Origin of the sequence: Bowmanella denitrificans (assembly GCF_002887595.1) — a bacterium.
Taxonomy (GTDB): Bacteria; Pseudomonadota; Gammaproteobacteria; order Enterobacterales; family Alteromonadaceae; genus Bowmanella; species Bowmanella denitrificans.
This window is the reverse complement of sequence record NZ_PEBU01000004.1, coordinates 237,194-257,237: the sequence shown is the minus strand read 5'-3', so window position 1 is coordinate 257,237 and position 20,044 is coordinate 237,194. Positions and strand designations below refer to the sequence as shown.

At 50.7% G+C, this 20,044-nt stretch carries 11 protein-coding genes; 6 read left to right on the top strand and 5 right to left on the bottom strand.

The genetic code is table 11. The features are described from left to right. Window positions 1–198 precede the first annotated feature (198 nt). Window positions 199–1,938 (top strand): cyanophycinase, encoded by a 1,740-nt coding sequence (locus CSR04_RS10135; protein WP_102796169.1) that lies wholly within the window; start codon window positions 199–201, stop codon window positions 1,936–1,938. A 50-nt stretch (window positions 1,939–1,988) separates the two neighbouring features. Here CSR04_RS10135 and CSR04_RS10130 read toward each other — a convergent pair whose 3' ends face one another. Continuing rightward, window positions 1,989–3,179 (bottom strand): GGDEF domain-containing protein, encoded by a 1,191-nt coding sequence (locus CSR04_RS10130; protein WP_102796168.1) that lies wholly within the window; start codon window positions 3,177–3,179, stop codon window positions 1,989–1,991. A gap of 124 nt (window positions 3,180–3,303) precedes the next feature. Between CSR04_RS10130 and CSR04_RS10125 the strand changes: the two genes are divergently transcribed. Further along, on the top strand, window positions 3,304–4,158 hold the full coding sequence (locus tag CSR04_RS10125) for an alpha/beta fold hydrolase (RefSeq protein ID WP_102796167.1): 855 nt from the start codon (window positions 3,304–3,306) through the stop codon (window positions 4,156–4,158). 124 nt (window positions 4,159–4,282) lie between these two features. Here the strand turns inward: CSR04_RS10125 and CSR04_RS10120 are convergent, their stop codons facing one another. From CSR04_RS10120 to CSR04_RS10110, 3 genes are all read right to left on the bottom strand, one after another. Beyond that, entirely contained in the window at window positions 4,283–5,926 is a 1,644-nt protein-coding gene (locus tag CSR04_RS10120) for a response regulator (RefSeq protein ID WP_102796166.1), read from the bottom strand. A 115-nt stretch (window positions 5,927–6,041) separates the two neighbouring features. Further along, on the bottom strand, window positions 6,042–8,294 hold the full coding sequence (locus tag CSR04_RS10115; protein ID WP_102796165.1) for a patatin-like phospholipase family protein: 2,253 nt from the start codon (window positions 8,292–8,294) through the stop codon (window positions 6,042–6,044). Between the two features lie 94 nt (window positions 8,295–8,388). Continuing rightward, complete coding sequence (locus CSR04_RS10110; protein WP_102796164.1) at window positions 8,389–10,422, bottom strand: winged helix-turn-helix domain-containing protein; 2,034 nt, start codon at window positions 10,420–10,422, stop codon at window positions 8,389–8,391. Between the two features lie 155 nt (window positions 10,423–10,577). On the opposite strand from CSR04_RS10110, the gene CSR04_RS10105 reads away from it, so the two are divergent. From CSR04_RS10105 to CSR04_RS10090, 4 genes are all read left to right on the top strand, one after another. After that, window positions 10,578–12,833, top strand: coding sequence for a CocE/NonD family hydrolase (locus CSR04_RS10105; RefSeq protein ID WP_102796163.1), 2,256 nt, complete (start codon window positions 10,578–10,580; stop codon window positions 12,831–12,833). Window positions 12,834–12,974: 141 nt separating this feature from the next. Continuing rightward, complete coding sequence (gene rimO / locus CSR04_RS10100; protein ID WP_102796162.1) at window positions 12,975–14,390, top strand: 30S ribosomal protein S12 methylthiotransferase RimO; 1,416 nt, start codon at window positions 12,975–12,977, stop codon at window positions 14,388–14,390. Between the two features lie 174 nt (window positions 14,391–14,564). After that, the gene (locus tag CSR04_RS10095; RefSeq protein ID WP_146027145.1) at window positions 14,565–16,496 is read left to right on the top strand and encodes a tetratricopeptide repeat protein; all 1,932 of its coding nucleotides are present in this window, start codon (window positions 14,565–14,567) and stop codon (window positions 16,494–16,496) included. A 109-nt stretch (window positions 16,497–16,605) separates the two neighbouring features. Further along, a complete protein-coding gene (locus tag CSR04_RS10090; RefSeq protein WP_102796160.1) occupies window positions 16,606–17,724 on the top strand; it encodes a PQQ-dependent sugar dehydrogenase in 1,119 nt (372 codons plus the stop codon). Between the two features lie 87 nt (window positions 17,725–17,811). Here the strand turns inward: CSR04_RS10090 and CSR04_RS10085 are convergent, their stop codons facing one another. Beyond that, a complete protein-coding gene (locus CSR04_RS10085; protein WP_102796159.1) occupies window positions 17,812–20,010 on the bottom strand; it encodes a DUF6359 domain-containing protein in 2,199 nt (732 codons plus the stop codon). Window positions 20,011–20,044: the final 34 nt, after the last annotated feature.

Here is a 20,044-nt window from a genome sequence, read left to right as displayed (position 1 = left end):
TGACCGCTTTTTTTAACATGAAATCTTCTGGTTTTGGCTAATAAGTCGTCAATATTTATTCAGTATCAGACGGTCGTCTGGAGGAACAATTAATATTTGACACCCAATTAGAGATACCCGTAGCGTAAAATCATGTCAACAAAAATTTAACTAAATAAAATGAGCATATCTGCTAAAAGATTCGCCTCTTTAATACTTTTGTTTGCATTAAACAACATCGAGGTACATGCCGCCAATGGCAGCGAAAAAGAGACTAAAACACAGGAAAACATCAAGTTAAATGCAAAACAACATCAGCTTATGCTGGTGGGTGGCGGCCTGAAAACCTGCTCCAGCCTGAGCCAGAAAAATTGTCTGACTGCCCGGTTTGATGAACAGGACAAGCAGCATAACCTGTATCAATTTTCACCAAATCGGCTAACCGCCCTGTATGCTGCCCCGCCCTTTTTGCAGCAAAGTGAAAATTATCGGCAGGATTTCAGCCGGGTAATACAGCATATTTATTCACGCCAGCAGGATAAACTGCTGACCCGAACACAACTTCGCGATGCCTTTGACCGCACCCAGTTCCAGCATATCAACGGCGCCATTTTCTATGATGAGATTCCCGCCATCTTGTTTGATGCCATGCTGGATTATCTGGAAGTGGCGCAAACAAACAGCCACGGCCAACGCAAAAAAGAACGGGTGGATCTGGCCAACAACAGTAATCAATCCGCCCTGAGCATTTACCAGCATTTTGTCGCCATGGCCCAAAGCAGAAGCCCATCAGCCACGCACGGCAAGGCCAAAATAGCTGTTATAACAGCGTCCAGTCGCGATCCCTTTGAATCCGCAGATTTTTATACTTCGGTATTAACCCAGGCCGGTGCCGATGTCTTGTGGTTACCACTGGACCAAAGCTACCAACAGGCCCGGGCACTGGAAGCTCTGGGGTTACCCGGCTGTAAACAGCTAAGCACCGTGCGCGCACACAATGGCAGTTACAACCGCGAAGCCATTTACCCTGAGCGTACCCAGCAGCAACAGCACTTTTGCCAGCATCCCGAGCTGATGCTGGAACAGTTAAGTCAGGTGCAGGGGGTGTTTTTCAATGGCGGAGACCAAAGCCGCACTCTGGCGGCCCTGACCCTGCCAAATGGTGCAGATAGCCCGGAACTGACACTGATAAAACAACGACTTGCCGCTAACCTTATGGTGGTCGGTGGCACCAGCGCCGGCACGGCGGTGCAAACAGGCGGGGTATTCTCAGGCAGGCCCGTGCCGATGATCAGCAGCGGTACCTCAGAAATGGCCTTTAAACGAGGCGCATTTGCCGCAGCCCCACCACCCGAGTCCTGCGCCAATAACAGTCCTTGCATAAACGGCCTGATGGGCGGTGACCTGACCTACCGGGCGTTGGGCGGAACCGGGCTTTTCCAGCTAGGTATTCTGGACACACATTTTTCAGAGCGTGACAGAGAAGCCAGGCTAACCTTATTGGCGGCACAAACAGGCAGCCGCTTCGGTTTTGGTGTTGATGAAACCACGGCCTTGCTGGTCGGTTGGCAGAACAACGATCTTGCTATGCAGGTCATAGGCCAAGGCGGTGTGTTTATTGTGGATCTGGCCCACAGCATTTATAAATTGCAAGGCTCAAAACGCCAGGTGGTGGGTATGAGCCACTATCTGACTCATGGCGATAAAGTCGGCTATTACGATAAAACCCAAAGCTTGGACTTTACCCTGGCTCAGCCTCAGCCATTTGAAGCCAGCGAGGATGGTGTATGGCGCAACACAGTGCGTCAGGCTTGCGGCGCCACAGAGCCGCTTCGCTGGCAACAAGGAGATATCGCCATCGTACTGATGCCCAGTGAAGACACGCATTTCAGTCACGCACAGCAGCAAAGCAACCTGACCTGCAGTTACCATAGTTTGCCATTTGGCATGGAAAACTAAAGCGCATTGAAACTTGAAAAACAACCAGATAACGCCAAAGCAAGCTGGCGTTATCTGGATGGTTGCAGTAATGGTTTGTTCACTATTTGTTGTTCAGATATCTGGGCGATTTCCACCCGGTTTTTACCGAGTTTTTTGGCCTGATACATAGCGGAATCGGCCCGAACTATTGCTGCTTCCAGGTCTTCCAGACTATATACCTGGCTGACTCCAATGCTTAAGGTAATGGTTCTGACAGATTTGGATACGCAGCGCTCTGCCACCTGAGCGCGCATCCGCTGCGCCATCAACGATGCCATCTCCATACTGGTATTGGGTGCCAGAACCAGAAATTCCTCGCCACCAAAACGTACCAGTACATCCTCGGTTCTGACAGTCTCTTTAAGCACTTGGGCTACAGCTTTAATAGCCTGATCTCCTTCACTATGACCAAACTCGTCATTCAGCTTTTTGAAATCGTCGATATCGGCCAAAATCACACAAACACTGAATTGATAACGGCTGGCAGATGAAAATACGCTGGCCACAATACGTTTAAAGAAGCGGCGATTCTTAAGACCGGTCAAATTGTCGGTATAGGCCTGCTCTTTCAGCTTATCAAACAGGTCATGGATATAACTCATTGCGACACCTGCAAATAACAGGCACTCCAGGGTCAGAGCTAATAACGTCACCACAGGTAATATTCCCCCTACCGGATTAACCATTCGGTCATAAAAGGGCATAGCAACCAGCACCAGCATCCAAATCATCAGTAAGGTGAGCTGGATTAAGCGATCTCCTCCGTTATGCGCCTGACGGCGTACAAACAAGAAACGCTGCGCCAGTAACAGCGGCACACTGTGATTAATAAAGGCAGAAATATCACGTAAGTGACCTGGATCTCCGGCATGCCACAGCCATAATGCCAATGCTGGAAACAGCAACAAATGTAAGGCCACCAACACACCACCGCGGCGATTTAATGGTGCATTAAATCGTAACCTGACTCCCTGATAAAACAGGTAAAAAGCCGCCAGCAGAAACAGATTCACCATGCCAACCGACAACGCCTGCCACTGCATATACCTCAGCGTGTAGCCCACAAAGGCAACAAAGCTCAGTACAAAGGCATACTGAAAACAAATCAAGGCTTTATGTTGGTGCTTTCGCGGCTGCTTGGGGAGAAGAAAAATAAACAGATAAAATGCCAGGGTGGCAATGGTTAAAACAGCAATATGGAAAACAACGGTGTCGGCCATGTTCTTCACAATTCACCCCAGGCTTCTTCATTATGTTCACAGAGTGATTAGAATTGCCAGTTTAGCGCCGATTTGATTCAATGCGTTTATCTACCAAAGCCTGGTGCGCAGTGACGGTTGTAACATGGATGCCTGGTTGCTTTACTTGTTGATTTTACTGGCCCTGATACTGGCCTTTTACGGTTCGTCTTACATATTGTTGCAATGGCAGGTCAGCCGTTACTACAAACTCACCGGCAAATCTTATGCTGCATTGGGGTTCGTTGGTAGTGCACTGATGTTTGCGCAAATCATCCGTACCCTGATTATACTGAGCTGGTATTTAGTCAGCAAAAACAGACATGGCCTGAAACCTTTGAACTCCGAACCGGGGCAGAAAGTCTTACTCATCCATGGTTTGCATATGAATGGCAACTGCTTCTGGGGATTCAGGGAGTATCTGGAAAAAGCCGGATTTCGTACTTACAGCATTAACCTTGGCAAACCCTACACTCCGGTAGAACGTTATGTGCAACGCCTGCATAGGATCCTGCAGCGTATAACAGGACCTGACGAGAAAGTGCATTTGGTTGCTCATTCCATGGGCGGACTGGTGATCCGCATGCTGCTGAAAGCACACCCGGAAGACGAAAAATATCTGGCCTCCATTTCTACCCTGGGCACACCGCATAAAGGTACTGCCATTGTTGGCGATTTTGCCCTGCCCTGGCTGAAACAACTGTTTCACCCCAACAGTCCGGGCCTTAAAGCACTGCCCAGTTTAGCCAGTCTGGCATCAGATGTGCCTTTGATGACGTTGGGCTCTTACAATGATTTGGTGGTTTACCCACTGGCTAACGCCATGCAACCCAAAGCCCGGCAGATAAAGCTGTATGCCATGAGTCATATTGGCATGCTGACCGAACAGCGGGTACATAAGAAAGTCTGTAACTGGCTGCTATCCCTGCAGCAAAACGGGCACAACAATTCAACGCAATAACTTTCAACAACCACAGAGGCACAGAGAGCAGTCATGAGTCCAGAGCTCCGTGTTCTCTGTGCCTCTGTGGTAAAATCAGCATTTCCAAAGTATCGACGTCAATAAACAGCTTACTGTACGACCATTAGTGGGCGATGCCTACCACAGTGCCTAATTCCTGTTTAAAGTCGCTGAAAATGCCCTGTTGTTTTTCATCCAGGGTACTTTTCGCCAGAATTTCAAAGGTGCGCTGTGCCAGTTCCTTCTGATCTTCATCCAGCCCTTCCTGCTGATGAATGGCCAGCAGCACTTTGAGAATACTCAGCGACACCCGTACATTTTTCGGCGTCAGTTGCAGTGCCTGTTCCAGCGACTGTAAGGCCGGTACCATCTTATTGCGTTTAAACAGCTCCACCGCCATGGCGTTAAGCTGCTTGGGGGTAAAATGGATTTCGCTACGCTCGCTGGTTTCCTGTTCGATATATTTACCAACGACCTGGCTGGCCAGGCTGTCGCCGGAAATCTGTTTACGCACCGCATCCAGCAATGACACGGCTTCTTCACGTCGGCCCAGCTCGTGAAAGACTTTAACCTTATCCAGATTGTCCTCAACCGACGGCGTGGGGCGAATAGACACATGGGCATCAATCAGGCGCTCTGCCCGTTGACGTTCGTCTTTAGCAGTATGCAGCCGCGCCCTGACCACCACTAGCTGCTCTTTAAACTGGCCGATATCAGGGTAGCCTTTTTCCATTTCCGTGACATATCGCTCGGCCTGTCGCAACACCCGCATCGATGCTTCACCACTTAAGGTACAGGCCAGATCAATCCCCGAGCGAATCACATTGAGCATCAACATGGGTGAATCGTGCACCGAGTTTTTGGCATATTTGGCCATGGCTTGTGTGGCTTTGTACTGCCCTTCATGGTCATGGGTCAGACGGGCCAGGTCCCAAAGCTTCTTATTGCGTTCAATATTGCGTGGTGACAACGCCGCCGCCTTTTTAATTTCTTCATAGGCGCGTTCATAATCCTGGTGGTCGATAAAATACTGTGCCAGCAAATCATAGGTGGCAAAGCGGGTATCGGCTTTGTCGGTCATCTGCGTCAACAATTCCTGGATTTCATCCATTTTGTCTTGTTTCAGCAACGCCTTGACGTAGCCAAGATACACCCAGGACATCTTAGTTTGTTCCAGCAATTCACCAAAGTAGCGCTCTGCCTCGGCGAACTCGGTAATGGCCAGTAAGCATTCCCCTTTTATACGCCGAAGTTGCATATGATATTTTGCCAGTTCAGGATTCAGCAGATGACGTTCAACAAAGTAAATAGCTTTGGAGAAATCCCGGTTATCAATAGCTTCATTGACGTTGTACAGTTTCTTTTTCACTTCCAGCACATGCGGCAGGCGTTTATTCACCTGCGCTGGCGACAGGGGTTTTACCCAGAAATCGTCGGGTTGTAATTCCACTATGCTGTTAACCAGGCTCTCATCGGTTTCTGCACTAAGAAAGATAAGCACGGTGCGCTTGCTGACGTGACCTTTGAATTTGAGTTCTTCCAGCAGATGGAAACCGTCTTTGTCACTTTTGACGTTAAAGGCACAAATGACCACATGGAAGCGGGTCTGTTCGCAAAGCCGCAAACCATAGTAAGCATTTTCAGCAAACTTGATATTACGAATACCAAGGTCATAAAGGGTGGATTTAAGGGTATCGTGAACCATGGGCTGGTCGTCGATAATCAGCACATTGAGTGCTTCGTAATGGTTTAACTCTTCTTTTTCCATCGGCTCGACCGCACACTACAACCAAAAAATACAGGATCAACCCTCATAGTATGGCTGAAAATACTTGAATGCCAGTGGAATTATTCACAATGCCACGCCAATTTACGCCATTGGGTTAGTAACTTTGCCCCAGGGATAAATACACTTGATAGGCCTTATCCTGATAAGCCGCTTCGGCCTGACCATAGCCCAGAAATACCGGGCCGATGGGGCTGTCCCAACCGGCAAAAATGCTGCCGGCCCAAATCCAGGGCGCAAGATTGTTGATATCGGGTTGCAGCCAGTTATCTTCGACCCTGCCGCGCTCCAGCGACACGCCTAGATACAGCGGTGAATTAAAGAAGCCAAACTTATCTTCATGCAACTTATGCATGTATATCAAACTGCCAAACTGAATTTTAGGGCCGAACAAGTAGTTCTTAGGGTATCCGGACAGGTTAAATAAGCCGCCCAGGGAATATTGCTCCAGGGCAATATCACCGCCGTTAGAACGATACTCTTCAAAACGCCAGCGGGTCTTGAATAAGTGCGCCTGCCATTGTCGTGCCGCCACCAGTTCCCAGGACTGATTAATACTGTCTGAGTGCTGATTGGCAAAGCTGTCGTTTAACCACTGTTGCTGCGCCACAATCTTAAAACCACGGGTAGGAAAGGCGCTATTGTCGAGGCGATCCCAGATAAAACGCAGTTGTGGGCCCTGGCGGTTGTAGTGCAGGCGGTTAAAACCAAATTCATCGGCCAGACCGGACGGCAAACGATAACTGCCCTTTTTATCTATCCAGCCACCACTCAAGGTCGCATGGTCAGATAAATTCCAGCCCGCTACCAGGCTTAGCAAGGTTTCTTCGTTATAAAAATCCCCCAACGACAAACCACGACTGTCTTCCACCACCAGCAAACTGGTCTCTCTTAGCAGTTTTGTGCTAACAAAGGTTTGGCTGGAAAACACCGGCCAGTACAGCTCACTGCTAAGTAATTTGTCGGTACCAAGGGCCAGCTCTGAATGCCACTCGGCACCGAGCTTGGACAAGTTTGTCAGGGTGTAAGAAGCCCCAAGCTGCACGTGACGGTTACTGCGAAAATCATCTTCCAGCCAGAAGCGAAAGTTCAGATAACCGGGTCCCCAGCTTTTCTCTTCCGCCTTAAGCACCATGGTGGTTTCATTCTCATCGGTGTGATAAAGCTGATAAGACACCCTTTCCAGGGTATCCAGGCCATACATACTGCGGATGCCTTCCCTAAGCTGCTTTGAATCCAGGCCTTGTACGTCCCTGTAGCCCAAGCGCTCAAGCAGTACTTCATCATTTAGTAGGCTCTGATTATCGAGGATCAGGCGGTTGATATGCAGATCCGGTACCTGGGTCAGCCTGTGCGCGGCCAGCCATTGCTGATAGCTGTGTGCTTCCTGACCGAAATCTTGTAACTCTTGCCCATGCAACTGGGCAACACGCATACCCGCTGCGATAGCCTGGCCGAGGCTGGCGAAATCCAAGGTACTGATATCCTCGACGTCCGGGCGCAAATGCACATCCTGTTCGCTTAGCAGACTGAGTTGCCTGAGCACCCCCTGACGTACCAGAAAACTGGTCAGTTGCTCGGTAATGGCGAAGGCTGAATCCAGTTGCTCGGCATTTTTCAGTGGCCCGTCAATATCCACCGCAATAACCCTATTCGCTCCCAGTGCTTTGGCGACACTAACCGGTAAGTTATTGGCCACACCGCCGTCCACCAGCAGTTTGCCATCCAGTTTCATCGGCCTTAATACGCCGGGCAGCGACATGGATGCCTGTACGGCCGCCAGCAAACTGCCTTTTTCCAACACGACTTCATCGCGATTGGTTAAATCAGTGGCTACAGCCCGAAACGGTATGGGCATACGATCAAAATGAATCAAATCAGACTGTACGCCAAAGGCCTGCTCTACCAGGTCTGCCATGGCCTGCCCGGCTAATACGCCTCTGGGCAGTTTGACACCATCCGGCCCAACCCCTAATTCAAGATGGATAGGAAAGTCATCACGTTGCTGCTTGCGGCGCATCGGCATTTCGTCCCGGTACACCCGGTCACGAAAACCTTCGCCCCAGTTCAGGCCACGCAATATGGCTTCAATCTCATCCGGACTTTTACCCGACGCATACAAGCCACCGACAAAAGCACCAATACTGGTGCCCACTACCAGATCAATGGGGATCTGCCGGGCTTCCAGCTCGCGAATCACACCAAGGTGTGCACCACCGCGTGCACCACCACCACCCAGCACCAGTGCGATACAGGGCCGCCCTTCAACCTTATCACAAGGTGACAAAGGTTCTGCAACAACGGGTGATATCGTCGCAATCAACATTAAAATCAGGGCAACGCGCAGCATCCTGTCATATCCATCTATCTACATTTTGGCCAGTGTAATCAATTTTACTGGCATTGACGCCCAACAATCACGACCGCGTCGGTAGTCAACCACATCAAGGACGGGTCTTTACCCGATAGATATCAACATTGTGCCCTTGTGGCAAAGACAGCACCAAATGCTGACCAACCACATCAAAGTCGGGTATCCCGGCCGAGTCAGGACTGCTGATCAGCACTTGTTGCTGGTCACTTTTGAGTTGGTACTGAATCACCTGGTATTCATCAGCCGTTCGCGTCAGATAGAACAGGCTGTTCCCTACTTTCTTTATCCGGTACTGGCCAATATTACTGACAGGTAAAGGTTGAATTGACGCTTCGTCCCCTTGGAACCAGCGCTGCTGTTGATCCTGCCACAAGTTATCTGCGGAATCCCTGGCATGGTAAGCCTTAGCCCAGGTCTGGCTGTCTTGTGGTTCAACAACCTGGTTGGCAAACAAGTAGTAGAAGCGTTGCCAGTGCCCCTGTTGTTGCTGACTAAAGGCCAGGATACTGTTATCAACAAAGGATATGGCACTGATGCGCGCCGCAGGAAGTGCAAGCTTATGCATTTTGGCGCTTGCCACCTCGATAACAAACAGGCTGTTCAGTGTTGCCAGCGCCAACCGCCTGCCATCTGCGGACCAGGCCATTTGCGTTAAGAACTCAGGCTTGTCGAAATGGCTTAATCTGCGACGCTGACCGGAGGCAAGCTCTACAAGCCACACTTGTTGCTTACCGCCCGTTAAGGTGACATAGGCTAGATACCGACCGTCTTGTGACAAACGTGGCAGACTGTCATCCAGACTGCTGTCAGCTAAGGTTGTCAGGGGACTGTCGTTAGCCAATCCACGAATAAAAATATCCCGGTTGATTTGCCCGCCCGAATACAAGTAATCCGCGCCATTGGGATGTCGCACCGGCGTGGCAATACTATGGGTGGCGCTATAAACAACCTGCTGTTTAGCACCATCCAGACTAAATCGTAGAAGTTGATTGGACGGCGGAGCACTCATCATCACAATGCTTTGTCCATTATGATCCCAGACAGCGCAGCATACATAGGCATCCAGACTAAATAGCAAACTGAGTCCACCGGTATTCAGATCCAGTTTGTAAAAACTTTCCTGCAACTCGCCATCCGGGCTGGAAATAAGCAGCCAATCCTGTTTGGGATGCAAATCAAACTGACTGTTTCCAGCCAGAACAGGGGTTGGCTGGGGCAATAACTGCTTGTCACCTGTTAGGCTGTTCAGGCTGTATAAAAGATAGGGAGCATCACTGTTTGCCCGCTCAGCCAGCAACATTTTGCCTGGCTGATGGCTAAACAACATTTTGCCAAAGCTGCCAGCGGGGCAGCGGTAGATGACATTCTGGTCCTTGATTTGCAGGCCATCTAGTGTGACCAGAATATATTGACAATCAGTGTTGTCGGTATGCAGATACACCAGTTGCGAACCATCATGTGACCAATCGGCCGGTCCGCTCCAGCCGCTCTCAATGCTGAGTCTGACGGTTTTTTGCTGCTGAAGATCACTAAGCTGCAAGGTCATGGCAGTTGGTCGACGTTCAGAAAAAGCCAGATACCGCCCATCGGCTGACACCGCCGGAAAGTATTCCTGCCCACCTTCATGGGTGATCGCTTCCACCTGCACGACCTGAGCATCAGGTGTCAGGTCGATATAAATCCCCCCCAACAGAACAAGCAGAAACAACGGTAAAAACAGCCATAGATACGAGCGCTGACGGGATGAAGGCGGTTCTGTGGCGGGCTGCTCAACAACCGGCAAGGGACTATTGTCCATTGCCACTGGCTCAATAATCAGCCGATAACCTTTTTTGGGTAGGGTCAGGATAAACTTAGGCTGGGTTGATGAGTCCCCCAACACCTTGCGTAATTTAGCAATGACCCGATTGACAGCATTATCGGTCACAATGCGCCCGCGCCATACCTGTTCAATCAAACTATCACGGGAAATAATTTCGCCGGGATGGCGGCAAAAATACCCCAGTACTTCTGCCAGCATTGGCTCGAGCTGCACAACCTGGCCGTCGTCAATCAGTTGTTGCTTGCTGTCACAAAATTCAAATTGTCCAATCTTCCAACGCATTGTCTGTCACAGGGCGAGTGTATCCTTGTTATTGGCGAGGAAAGGTATCACCGCACTGGCGCCAAGTCACTTTTAGTCACCTTAAATCACCTTTTTATCATGCAGTCTGAACGGCTGCTCGGCATGCTGTAGTCATCCCATCAATAAGGAACCACATGCAACGTCATTACATTTATTTGCCATACTGGCTGTTAATGGTGCTACTGCACATCTGCCCGATATTAAACGCCGCTCCCCAACAACACTTGGAGGTAAAGAACAAACAACAGTTGGCACAGGTGCTTAACAGCCCAGCCTTTATCCAGTGGCAGCAGCAACTTGCCACAGAGTTACTTAGCGGGCAGAAAGGTTCGCTGAGCACTGATGAACAACAAAAGCTCAGGTTGTTAAGTGGCCAGCGTTTAAGCGCGGATATTGATGCACTGGCCACCGGTCAGCCTGCCTGGTCTGCCTTTGCCTACCAAGTCTATCTGGCTGCCAGGCAACATCCAAAAGAGCGCGACCATTGGCACAACGTATTTAAACAGCATGTCGCAGCATTATCAGATAACGAGTTTATCCATATCAGCAGACTAAGCGGTTATGACCAGGATACGGGGCTGAGCCGACTGCTGTATTTACTGCAAAACATGCAGACTGAAACGGTATCGCCGCATTCTCGCACAGCCAGGGCCCTGGCCACCGAGCTACAGGACTTTTATGTTTATCAAGCTCTGCTACCCCAAGCTAAAACCTGGCTGAAAGACGAATACAAGCGCCGATTTTGGGTGCAGGACAATTTGCTGATAGACACAGGTAATGCCATGGTTTCAGCGATACTGGTGCGTAGCAAACAGTGGAAGAAAGCGATGCCCACGGCCATGCAAATGAGCATCTACAGTGACGAAATGGCTAATCTGCGCGAGGCCGCCACCGCCTTGACTTATGGCTATGTGGGCCTGATTGTGGATAGCCGTGGTAAAGGCTTAAGCCCGAACAGCATTGTGCCTTACCAGTTTGACGGACAGGACGCAGCAGCCGTGATTAACTGGGTTACCCAGCAGCCATGGAGTGACCAGCAGGTGGGCATGTACGGTGGCAGTTATCTGGGTTTTACCCAGTGGGCCGCCGCCAAATACATGCCCAGCGGGTTAAAAACTATCGTGCCCTTTGTACCGAATAACCCGGCCCAGGGACTGCCCTATGAAAATAACGTGTATATCACCGCCAACTACCAATGGCCCTTTTATGTCACCAACAACAAAAGGCTGGATAACAGCCAATATGCAGATCCGGGCAAATGGCGGAGCTTGATGAACCAGTGGTACTCAAGCGGTAAGGCATTTGCCGAGCTGGACAAACTGGCCGGTCAGGCTAACCCCTGGTTACATAAATGGCTTGCTCACCCGGGCTATGACGAATATTGGCAGGCCATGCAGCCTCACGGCGAGGATTTTGCCAATATCAACATTCCGGTCCTGTCCTTAAATGGCTATTACGATGATGGCAATTTTTCGGCGCTGTATTACTACCATGAACATCTTAAATATCGCCCGGATGCCGAACATTATTGGCTGATTGGCCCTTACGATCATACCTTCTCACTCAGCGACCCGCTGCGAGGCTACTCCCTGGATAAGGTTGCCCATATTGACAGGAACAAACTAACCTTTGGCTGGTTTGATTATGTGATGAAAGCCGCTCCACGCCCCGCCCTGTTGAAAGATAAGATTACCTACCAATTAATGGGGGATAACAGCTGGCGTTATGCCTCTTCAATGGCGGCCTTGCACGCATCCTCAACGCGCTATTACCTGTCTAACCAGCAAACAGATAAAGGTTTCCTGCTCAGTGAACAACAAGCAACGCAGCAGACCTTACAACAACAAGTGGATCTGGCCGACCGTACCAGCAGCAATAACACCGACGCTTACCCCTGGCCGATTATTCGCGACCAGTTGGATGACCAAACCGGCTTGCTGTTTGTCAGCCCACCTTTTACTCAGGACATGCAAATAGCCGGTAGTTTTTCCGGGGAACTGGTAGTAACCATCAACAAGCATGATGTTGACTATGGCCTGACCTTCTATCAGCAAATGCCGGATGGTCGTTTATTTCACTTAAGCTACAGTATCGGCCGGGCCAGCTATGCCAAGGACAGACAACACAGGCAATTGCTGACCCCAGGCAAGCCAGCCCATATTCCTTTCTCACAGACCCGTATGACCGGCCGAAAACTGGCGAAAGGCAGCCGTTTATTGGTGGTATTGAATGTGAACAAGAATGCCTCTGCCCAGGTCAATATGGGCACGGGTCAGGATGTCAGCCAGGAAACCGTGGAAGATGGCAAACAGCCGCTGCAATTGCAATGGCATAGTCAAAGCTATATTGATGTGCCACTTCAGACGCTGGCGCCCGCCGGGGCACCATAAGATTTCAGGTAAAACAACACAGAAACTGTGCATTTTTTAAGCTACCCTACTGCCATTGCCCAAGGCTTTGTGTATAATCCGCCGACTTTTTGCGGCCCACTCAGCGGGCCGTTACCCTAGCCTTCTAGCCAGCGAGACAATATGACCGTAGAGACCTATACCCCGAACCAGACCACGACACTGGATACCCCAAAAAAAGTCTTGGCCGAACAAGCCAAACAGGGACAGGAAGTCGAGATCAGCGGCGGTAACCGGATCGGTTTTATTTCCCTGGGTTGCCCTAAGAACCTGGTGGACTCCGAGCGAATCCTGACCCAACTGCGCACCGAAGGCTATGATGTGGTGAATACCTACAACGATGCCGACCTGGTCATTGTTAATACCTGTGGCTTTATCGACTCTGCGGTACAGGAATCTCTGGATACCATAGGTGAAGCGCTGGCCGAAAACGGCAAGGTCATTGTGACCGGCTGTCTGGGTGTCAAAGAAGATGAGATCCGCGAAGTGCATCCCAATGTGCTGGCCATTACCGGCCCGCATGCTTATGAAACCGTGGTCGAACAGGTACATGACTACCTGCCCAAACCCGAGCACAATCCTTTTGTTAATCTGGTACCGGATCACGGTGTCAAGCTGACCCCCCGTCACTTTGCCTACCTGAAAATTTCCGAAGGCTGTAATCACCGCTGTACCTTCTGCATTATCCCATCCATGCGTGGCGATTTAGTCAGCCGTCCGGTGGGCGAAGTGCTGGATGAAGCCAAGCGTTTACAGGCGGCTGGCGTGAAAGAGTTGTTGGTGATTTCCCAGGACACCAGTGCTTATGGTGTGGATGTGAAAAACCGTACCGGTTTCTGGAACGGTATGCCGGTTAAAACCGGTATGACCGAGCTGTGCGAAAAACTGGCCGAAATGGGTATTTGGGTGCGGCTGCATTATGTTTACCCTTACCCTTCGGTAGACAAAGTGATCCCACTGATGGCCGCTGGGAAAATTCTGCCTTATCTGGATATTCCCTTGCAACACGCCAGCCCGCGTATTCTCAAGCTGATGAAACGCCCGGCTGCGGCGGAGCGCACCAAAGAGCGCATCAAGGCCTGGCGCGAAATCTGTCCCGAGCTGGTAATACGTTCCACCTTTATTGTTGGCTTCCCAGGTGAAACCGAAGAAGACTTTCAAATGCTGCTGGATTTCCTGGATGAGGCACAACTTGATCGGGTTGGCTGCTTTAAGTATTCCGACGTCGAGGGTGCAACCGCCAATGATCTGCCTGACCCGGTCTCAGAACAACTGAAGCAGGAGCGCTATGAGCGCTTTATGCAAAAACAGCAGGCCATCAGTACTGCCAAGCTGGCCAAACGCATTGGCACCGAAATGGATGTGCTGATTGATGAGGTGGACGAAGAAGGTGCCATCGGCCGTACCTACGCCGATGCCCCGGAAATTGACGGTGTAGTGTATTTGAATGGCGATACCGAACTCAAAGCCGGCGATCTGGTGCGGGTGATAATCGAACACTCAGACGAATACGATCTATGGGGTAGCAGAATCGCCTGATTCTGACCTTTGGTTAATTGAAACGCCTCATATGAGGCGTTTTTGTTATCGGCCCTGGCATTTGACGGCCTGTTTAGCCCGACAGCAAACTTGCCAACGCCACTGCGTCTGGGTCAACATATTGGGTTTACGCATTATTATCAGGCAACAAAGCATTGTTCTGGGGTAACCAATATGCAAGATAAACTGGACAGTGCCAGATCCTTGGTTCGTCAGGGAAAATATAAAAAAGCCCTGCAACTACTGAAAAAGTACCAGCAGAAAAACCCACATCCCTGTTATCAAAGCCTGGTATTGGAAGCTCAATGCCTGACCCATCAAGCCAGTTTCCAGCTCGGCTATTTAAAGTTTCAGCAGGCCCTGCAGCTTACAAAGGCTGCCCTTGAGCAAAAATACTGCCTGGAGCAAATGGCAGCCAATGCCAAACTAATGGGCAAGCCGGAGGATGCATTGGATTGCCTGAAGCGGTCGCTACAACTGGATGGCTCGCCAGAATCTGCCGGTCAGCGATTTGCGCTGTTGCAGCTTGCCATGGCGCAGAACGACACCGCAACGGTGCAGGAATTTGCCCCTCCTTTACTCGGACTTAGCCAATATCATCTGACAGCTACCCTGCTGCTGGCCCAGGCAGCCAGTCACAGTGGTGATGGGCAGCAGGCGCTGGGCTATTTGCAGCAATTAACCAGGGATATTGTTGCCGGAACCAGATTCAAAGCCAGCGCAGTTGAAATACAGCAGGTGATAAACGTTTGCCAGCAGTTGTTACCAGAAAGTCAGGCTAAAGCCCTGCAACAGGCACTAACCCCGTCTGATGCAAACCCTGCAACGGCGACACTCAATCCGCTAAATGTGAATGCAGATAAGCTGGCCAGCTCAGTGCCCAATACCGCTCACCAGGTTGAGGTTCTTGGCAACAACCCGGCGGCACAAAGCATACTCACAGAGCTGGTCGCGGAATTACAACACCGCGGGGCAGAGTTACACCCTGACTTGCAATTGATAGTAGACGGCGGCAACTTGTCTGTCAGGCTCAAGAATGCCAGCGAATTGGCTGGGCAATGTATGGCCATCCCCTTTACCGCCATGCCTATTGCTTCGGATTACCAATTTTCGGTAGACAAGCATCTAAACCTACAAATGCAGCCCAGGACCAAGATGCTGAACCCTTCCGCAGTCAGGGTAATGCAGCTATTGGTGGCACTATACAACACCTGTCATAAGCTTAAGGACTGGCGTGATAGCTACCCGCTATTTGCTTTGGCAGGCCATAAGGCAGTATTCCATAAGCTGGTCAGTGCCCGAAGCGACCAGGACAAATTCCAACATTATTATGCTGACACACAGGCAGAGCTGGATAATAAAGTTCTGCTGGAGAGCTTCTTTGCATCCAGAGTGCTAGGCGTCGCAGCACAGCAAATATCACAGTGGACCGGCAATCCTTGTGATACCGAGCAGCGTGTATTTATTCCTATTGCAGAACTGACCAATCATCAAACCGGTGCCCCACGATTCCAGTTCAACAGCCACAAACGGCTTTTCTCCAGTCACTACCCAGCCGGTCCGGCAGGCAGGGAAGTCTTTGCCCAATACAATCTGGATGATCCTGTATTGAGTGTCTTGCTGTACGGCTTTGTCGATACCTCAGCAAACTGGCTTTACAGCATACCCTTGCACTTCACCAGCCAAAGTGGTCTTAGCATCAGCCTGGCCAATGAGTTGCAGGTGGCGGATGCTGCGAAATTACCCGCACAGCTCGCCGATCTGGCTGAGTTTCTGCCTGGAGTGGTCAAACGCACAGACCAGCACTTATATTTAAGCAAGCTGGTGATCCCCGACGCCAGCCGCACAGATACGCTCAAGCGCAGTATTGCAGCGTCGTTAAAAGTGGTCGACATAGACGGCCGTTTTAACGACCCAGCCATGTTGGCAACAGAGGTCAGACAAATAGAGCAACAGATAATCAAGGCTAATCTGGCATATTGGCGGGAGTTATCCAATCTGCTTAGTGAGCACACTGATAGCATAGCTGCAGACACATTTGAAATGCTGAACAGCCTATGCCAATTTTGTATCACGCATATACGGGCATACAAAAGCCAATGCTAGGGACCTGGTAACTCAGCCTGCATTTTTTCACTTTTAACCTGCGGGCTGTGTACCAGGTTAAAAATCTGGCTAGTATCTGATGACGCGATAATCGCCTTTAAGGAATCTCATGAAAAAAAGCCTTTTGGCGGCCTGTGTGGCTGCCCTGTTGCTTAGCCAGGTCGGTATGGCGGCGACACAAATCAATAGTGAAAAGCACGCTATCAAGGTGGAAAAAGTCACTGATGGTCTGGCCCACCCCTGGGGCATGACATTCCTGCCAGATGGCAGGCTGCTGGTTACCGAACGCAGTGGTAATTTGCGCTACGTTGGACTGGATGGCAAGGTCAGCCAACCCATTCAGGGGGTGCCTAAGGTACGCGCTTACGGTCAGGGTGGTTTGCTGGATGTACAGATAGATCCTGAGTTTCGCCGTAATCAAACCATTTATCTCAGTTTCAGCGAGCCGTCTGAGAATGGTAAGGACAGCAGTACGGCTGTAGCCAGCGCGACCCTGGATGGAGATAAACTCACCAATGTTAAGGTTATTTTCAGCGCCAATCCCAAAATTGACAGTGCATACCATTTTGGTAGCCGTTTGATATTCGACCGCCAGGGCAATTTGTTTGTCACTTTGGGGGACCGCGGCTCCAGACGCGATGATGCGCAAACACTCGACACGCATTTAGGTAAGGTGGTGCGAATTCAGACCGACGGAAGCGTACCGGCGGATAACCCTTATATAGATAAGGGTTATGCGATGCCAGAGGTTTGGTCTTTTGGCCACCGTAATCTTCAGGGAGCGGCCCTTAACCCAGTTACCGGTGAGCTTTGGACCCATGAACATGGCCCGCAGGGCGGTGATGAAATCAACATTGCCAGGGCGGGGAAAAATTACGGCTGGCCGGTGATCACCTATGGTGAGGAATATGGCGGCGGTAAAATTGGCTCCACCGTTAAAGACGGGCTGGAGCAGCCGCTGTATTATTGGGTCCCCTCCATCGCACCTAGCGGCATGACCTTTTATACCGGTAACTCATTCAGCCACTGGCAAGGAAATCTGTTAGTAGGCTCATTAAAATTTAGTCAGCTAGTCCGTCTGGAACTGGAAGGCGAGAAAGTCAGCCATGAAGAAAGACTGGACATAGGCCAGCGCGTGCGGGATGTGGAACAAGGGCCGGATGGGGCAATTTATTTGCTCACCGACCAGCCCAATGGTGAACTGTTGCGCCTCAGCCCGGCGAAATAATCCGCTGAAACCATCAGCGCTCTTCTACCGGTTTATAGCAGGATAAAGATAAAAAACGGCGGGCCAAGCCTGCCGTTTTTGTGTCGATTAGTTACCAATCTGCTCAATCAGGGTCACATATTCAATACTGGGGCCCGACATATAAGTATCACGTCTGCCGGTGATACGCAGCGTCTTACCCAAGATTGCCGGATTTAGATTGGGGCTGAACTGACTGCGCTGGCTGGACTCCAGCTTCACATTGATAGTGATGCTTTGGTTGCTGCTGTCAGCCAGCAGCAAAGCATAAATGCCGTTCAATTCAGCTTTGACCACACCGGCGACCACCACATCGGTACCATTGGGCTGCGCCAGGGCCTGGCTGACGGTTAAAGCACCGCCGGTATCTCCGCCACCGTTGTTGCCGCCGCTGTCGCCAACGATTTGGATGTCTGTGACATACTCAATGCTGGGACCCGACATATAAGTGTCACGCTTTCCGGTGATACGCAAGGTCTTGCCAACAATGGCAGGATTTAACTGTGGGCTGAAATCATTACGTTGGCTGGCTTCCAATTTGACGTTAATGGTCTGGCTGGGGTTGGCACTGTCACCCAGCAGCAGCGCATAGATACCATTTAGTTCAGACACCACCACACCTTCCACTGTCACTTCAGTGCCTTGCGGCTGCGCCAGCGCCTGAGTGACGGACAGTGCAGCGGAAGCAATTTGAATGTCGGTCACATTACGAATGCCGGGCTGACTCATATAGGCACCACGCGTACCTGTTACCAGCAGCGTCTGCCCTAAAACAGACGGGTTCAGTTGCGGGTTAAAATCATTGCGCTGCGCCGCTTCCAGCTTGACATAAATACCAGTGGCGCTGTTGTTGCTGTCCACCAGTTCCAGGCCATAGATACCGTTAATCGCCTGGCTGACCACACCGCGCACAGTTAATGCTGTGCCATCTGCGGCAGTAAGGGCCTGAGCAACAGACAATACGGAACCAGGATCCGGGTTACCATTAGAATCACAGCCGCCAACCGGACAAGGTGCAGCGTAAGCGCCGTTATCAAAGGTTGCTTCGTCCCAGGGGTTATAACCACTGCCGGGTTGGCTCCAGGGCTGGCCATTGTTGGGATCCGTTTTCTCAGTGTCAGCCAGCGGCGTGGGGGTTAATACACCGGCTGGGTGCGCGGCGCTGCCAAAACCAATGTAGTTTTCCTGATTGGCCAGCCAGTTAACAATATTCACCGCCAACACTGAGGCATGGCCCGGATCCGTCCAACCGGGGTAGGTCTTCTTGGTGGCACCGCTGTCCTGACGGCGATACTTGGGCGTCGCATCTTCAATGGGCGAAGAGTCACCGATAAAAGCCGCTTTACCTATACTGGGTTTGGAGATGGCAACATAGGGTCCTTCCGCTTCTCCGCCAAAATACAAGCCTGCATCTTTAGCATGGTTCCATTTCACCGGATTGTCCTGGGCAGAGAAATACACCAGGCCCTTGGCTCGCGTATGGTCAGTAATGGCCAGGGTGGCACCGGCTGCCATCAGGATCGGGGCAACCCCCTGGGTCAGCCCTTCCACTTGCGAAGGAGCCACAATACCACTGACGCCGCTCTTGTAATCCACCGCATTAAAGCGGAAACGCAAACCAAAGTTTTCTGCCAACCAACCTGCGCTGGCCGATTTAGGGTTACGTAAATCGCCATAGTGATTGTGCAAATTGTATTTGCTCAGGTCAGAACGGTTGTAACCGTTATACACCTCGGTGGCATCCCAGGTATTGAGATTACGGTCTGCATCGTAATGATCGGCAATAAAGAAAATGCCTTTACCCGCATCCACGAGTTGCTTTAGTGCTGCGTACTCTTCGACGCTGAATGGACGGTTGGTTTCAGCCAGTACCAATACATCGGCATCGCTGATAGCGTCATAGGTGATTACGGCTTCATTCAAGCCGACCTTACTGGCGTCATTGTAATCATCCACAAACTGAATGCGGCCGTCACCATTTAAATCCACGCCCCGGTATTCTTTTACCAGATAGCCTTGCGCAACCAGCGCGTCGGCGAAGTCTGAAAAGGCACCATCAATAACCCAGTCAGCATTTCCTTCCGTGCCCCCATGAGACACATCAAATAACACGGTTTTACCGTTGGCATTGCCAGGAAGTGGCGTTTTAACAGGTGCAGATTGGTTCCACTCATACTCGCCAGCAAAAGCGGCGGAGCTGAGCATCACCCCGAGTAACATGAGCAGTCGCAACAGCGACACTCTCAATTGGAATCTAGCGTAAAGCATAGCTTGAACACTCCTTTTCATAGGGTCGGCTGAC

What these genes read in the sequence shown, in the direction of transcription:
- CSR04_RS10130 (WP_102796168.1), bottom strand. Translation starts at nt 3,179, where the DNA reads ATGGCCGACACCGTTGTTTTCCATATTGCTGTTTTAACCATTGCCACC.
- CSR04_RS10125 (WP_102796167.1), top strand. Translation starts at nt 3,304, where the DNA reads ATGGATGCCTGGTTGCTTTACTTGTTGATTTTACTGGCCCTGATACTG.
- CSR04_RS10120 (WP_102796166.1), bottom strand. Translation starts at nt 5,926, where the DNA reads ATGGAAAAAGAAGAGTTAAACCATTACGAAGCACTCAATGTGCTGATT.
- CSR04_RS10115 (WP_102796165.1), bottom strand. Translation starts at nt 8,294, where the DNA reads ATGCTGCGCGTTGCCCTGATTTTAATGTTGATTGCGACGATATCACCC.
- CSR04_RS10110 (WP_102796164.1), bottom strand. Translation starts at nt 10,422, where the DNA reads ATGCGTTGGAAGATTGGACAATTTGAATTTTGTGACAGCAAGCAACAA.
- CSR04_RS10105 (WP_102796163.1), top strand. Translation starts at nt 10,578, where the DNA reads ATGCAACGTCATTACATTTATTTGCCATACTGGCTGTTAATGGTGCTA.
- rimO (WP_102796162.1), top strand. Translation starts at nt 12,975, where the DNA reads ATGACCGTAGAGACCTATACCCCGAACCAGACCACGACACTGGATACC.
- CSR04_RS10095 (WP_146027145.1), top strand. Translation starts at nt 14,565, where the DNA reads ATGCAAGATAAACTGGACAGTGCCAGATCCTTGGTTCGTCAGGGAAAA.
- CSR04_RS10090 (WP_102796160.1), top strand. Translation starts at nt 16,606, where the DNA reads ATGAAAAAAAGCCTTTTGGCGGCCTGTGTGGCTGCCCTGTTGCTTAGC.
- CSR04_RS10085 (WP_102796159.1), bottom strand. Translation starts at nt 20,010, where the DNA reads ATGCTTTACGCTAGATTCCAATTGAGAGTGTCGCTGTTGCGACTGCTC.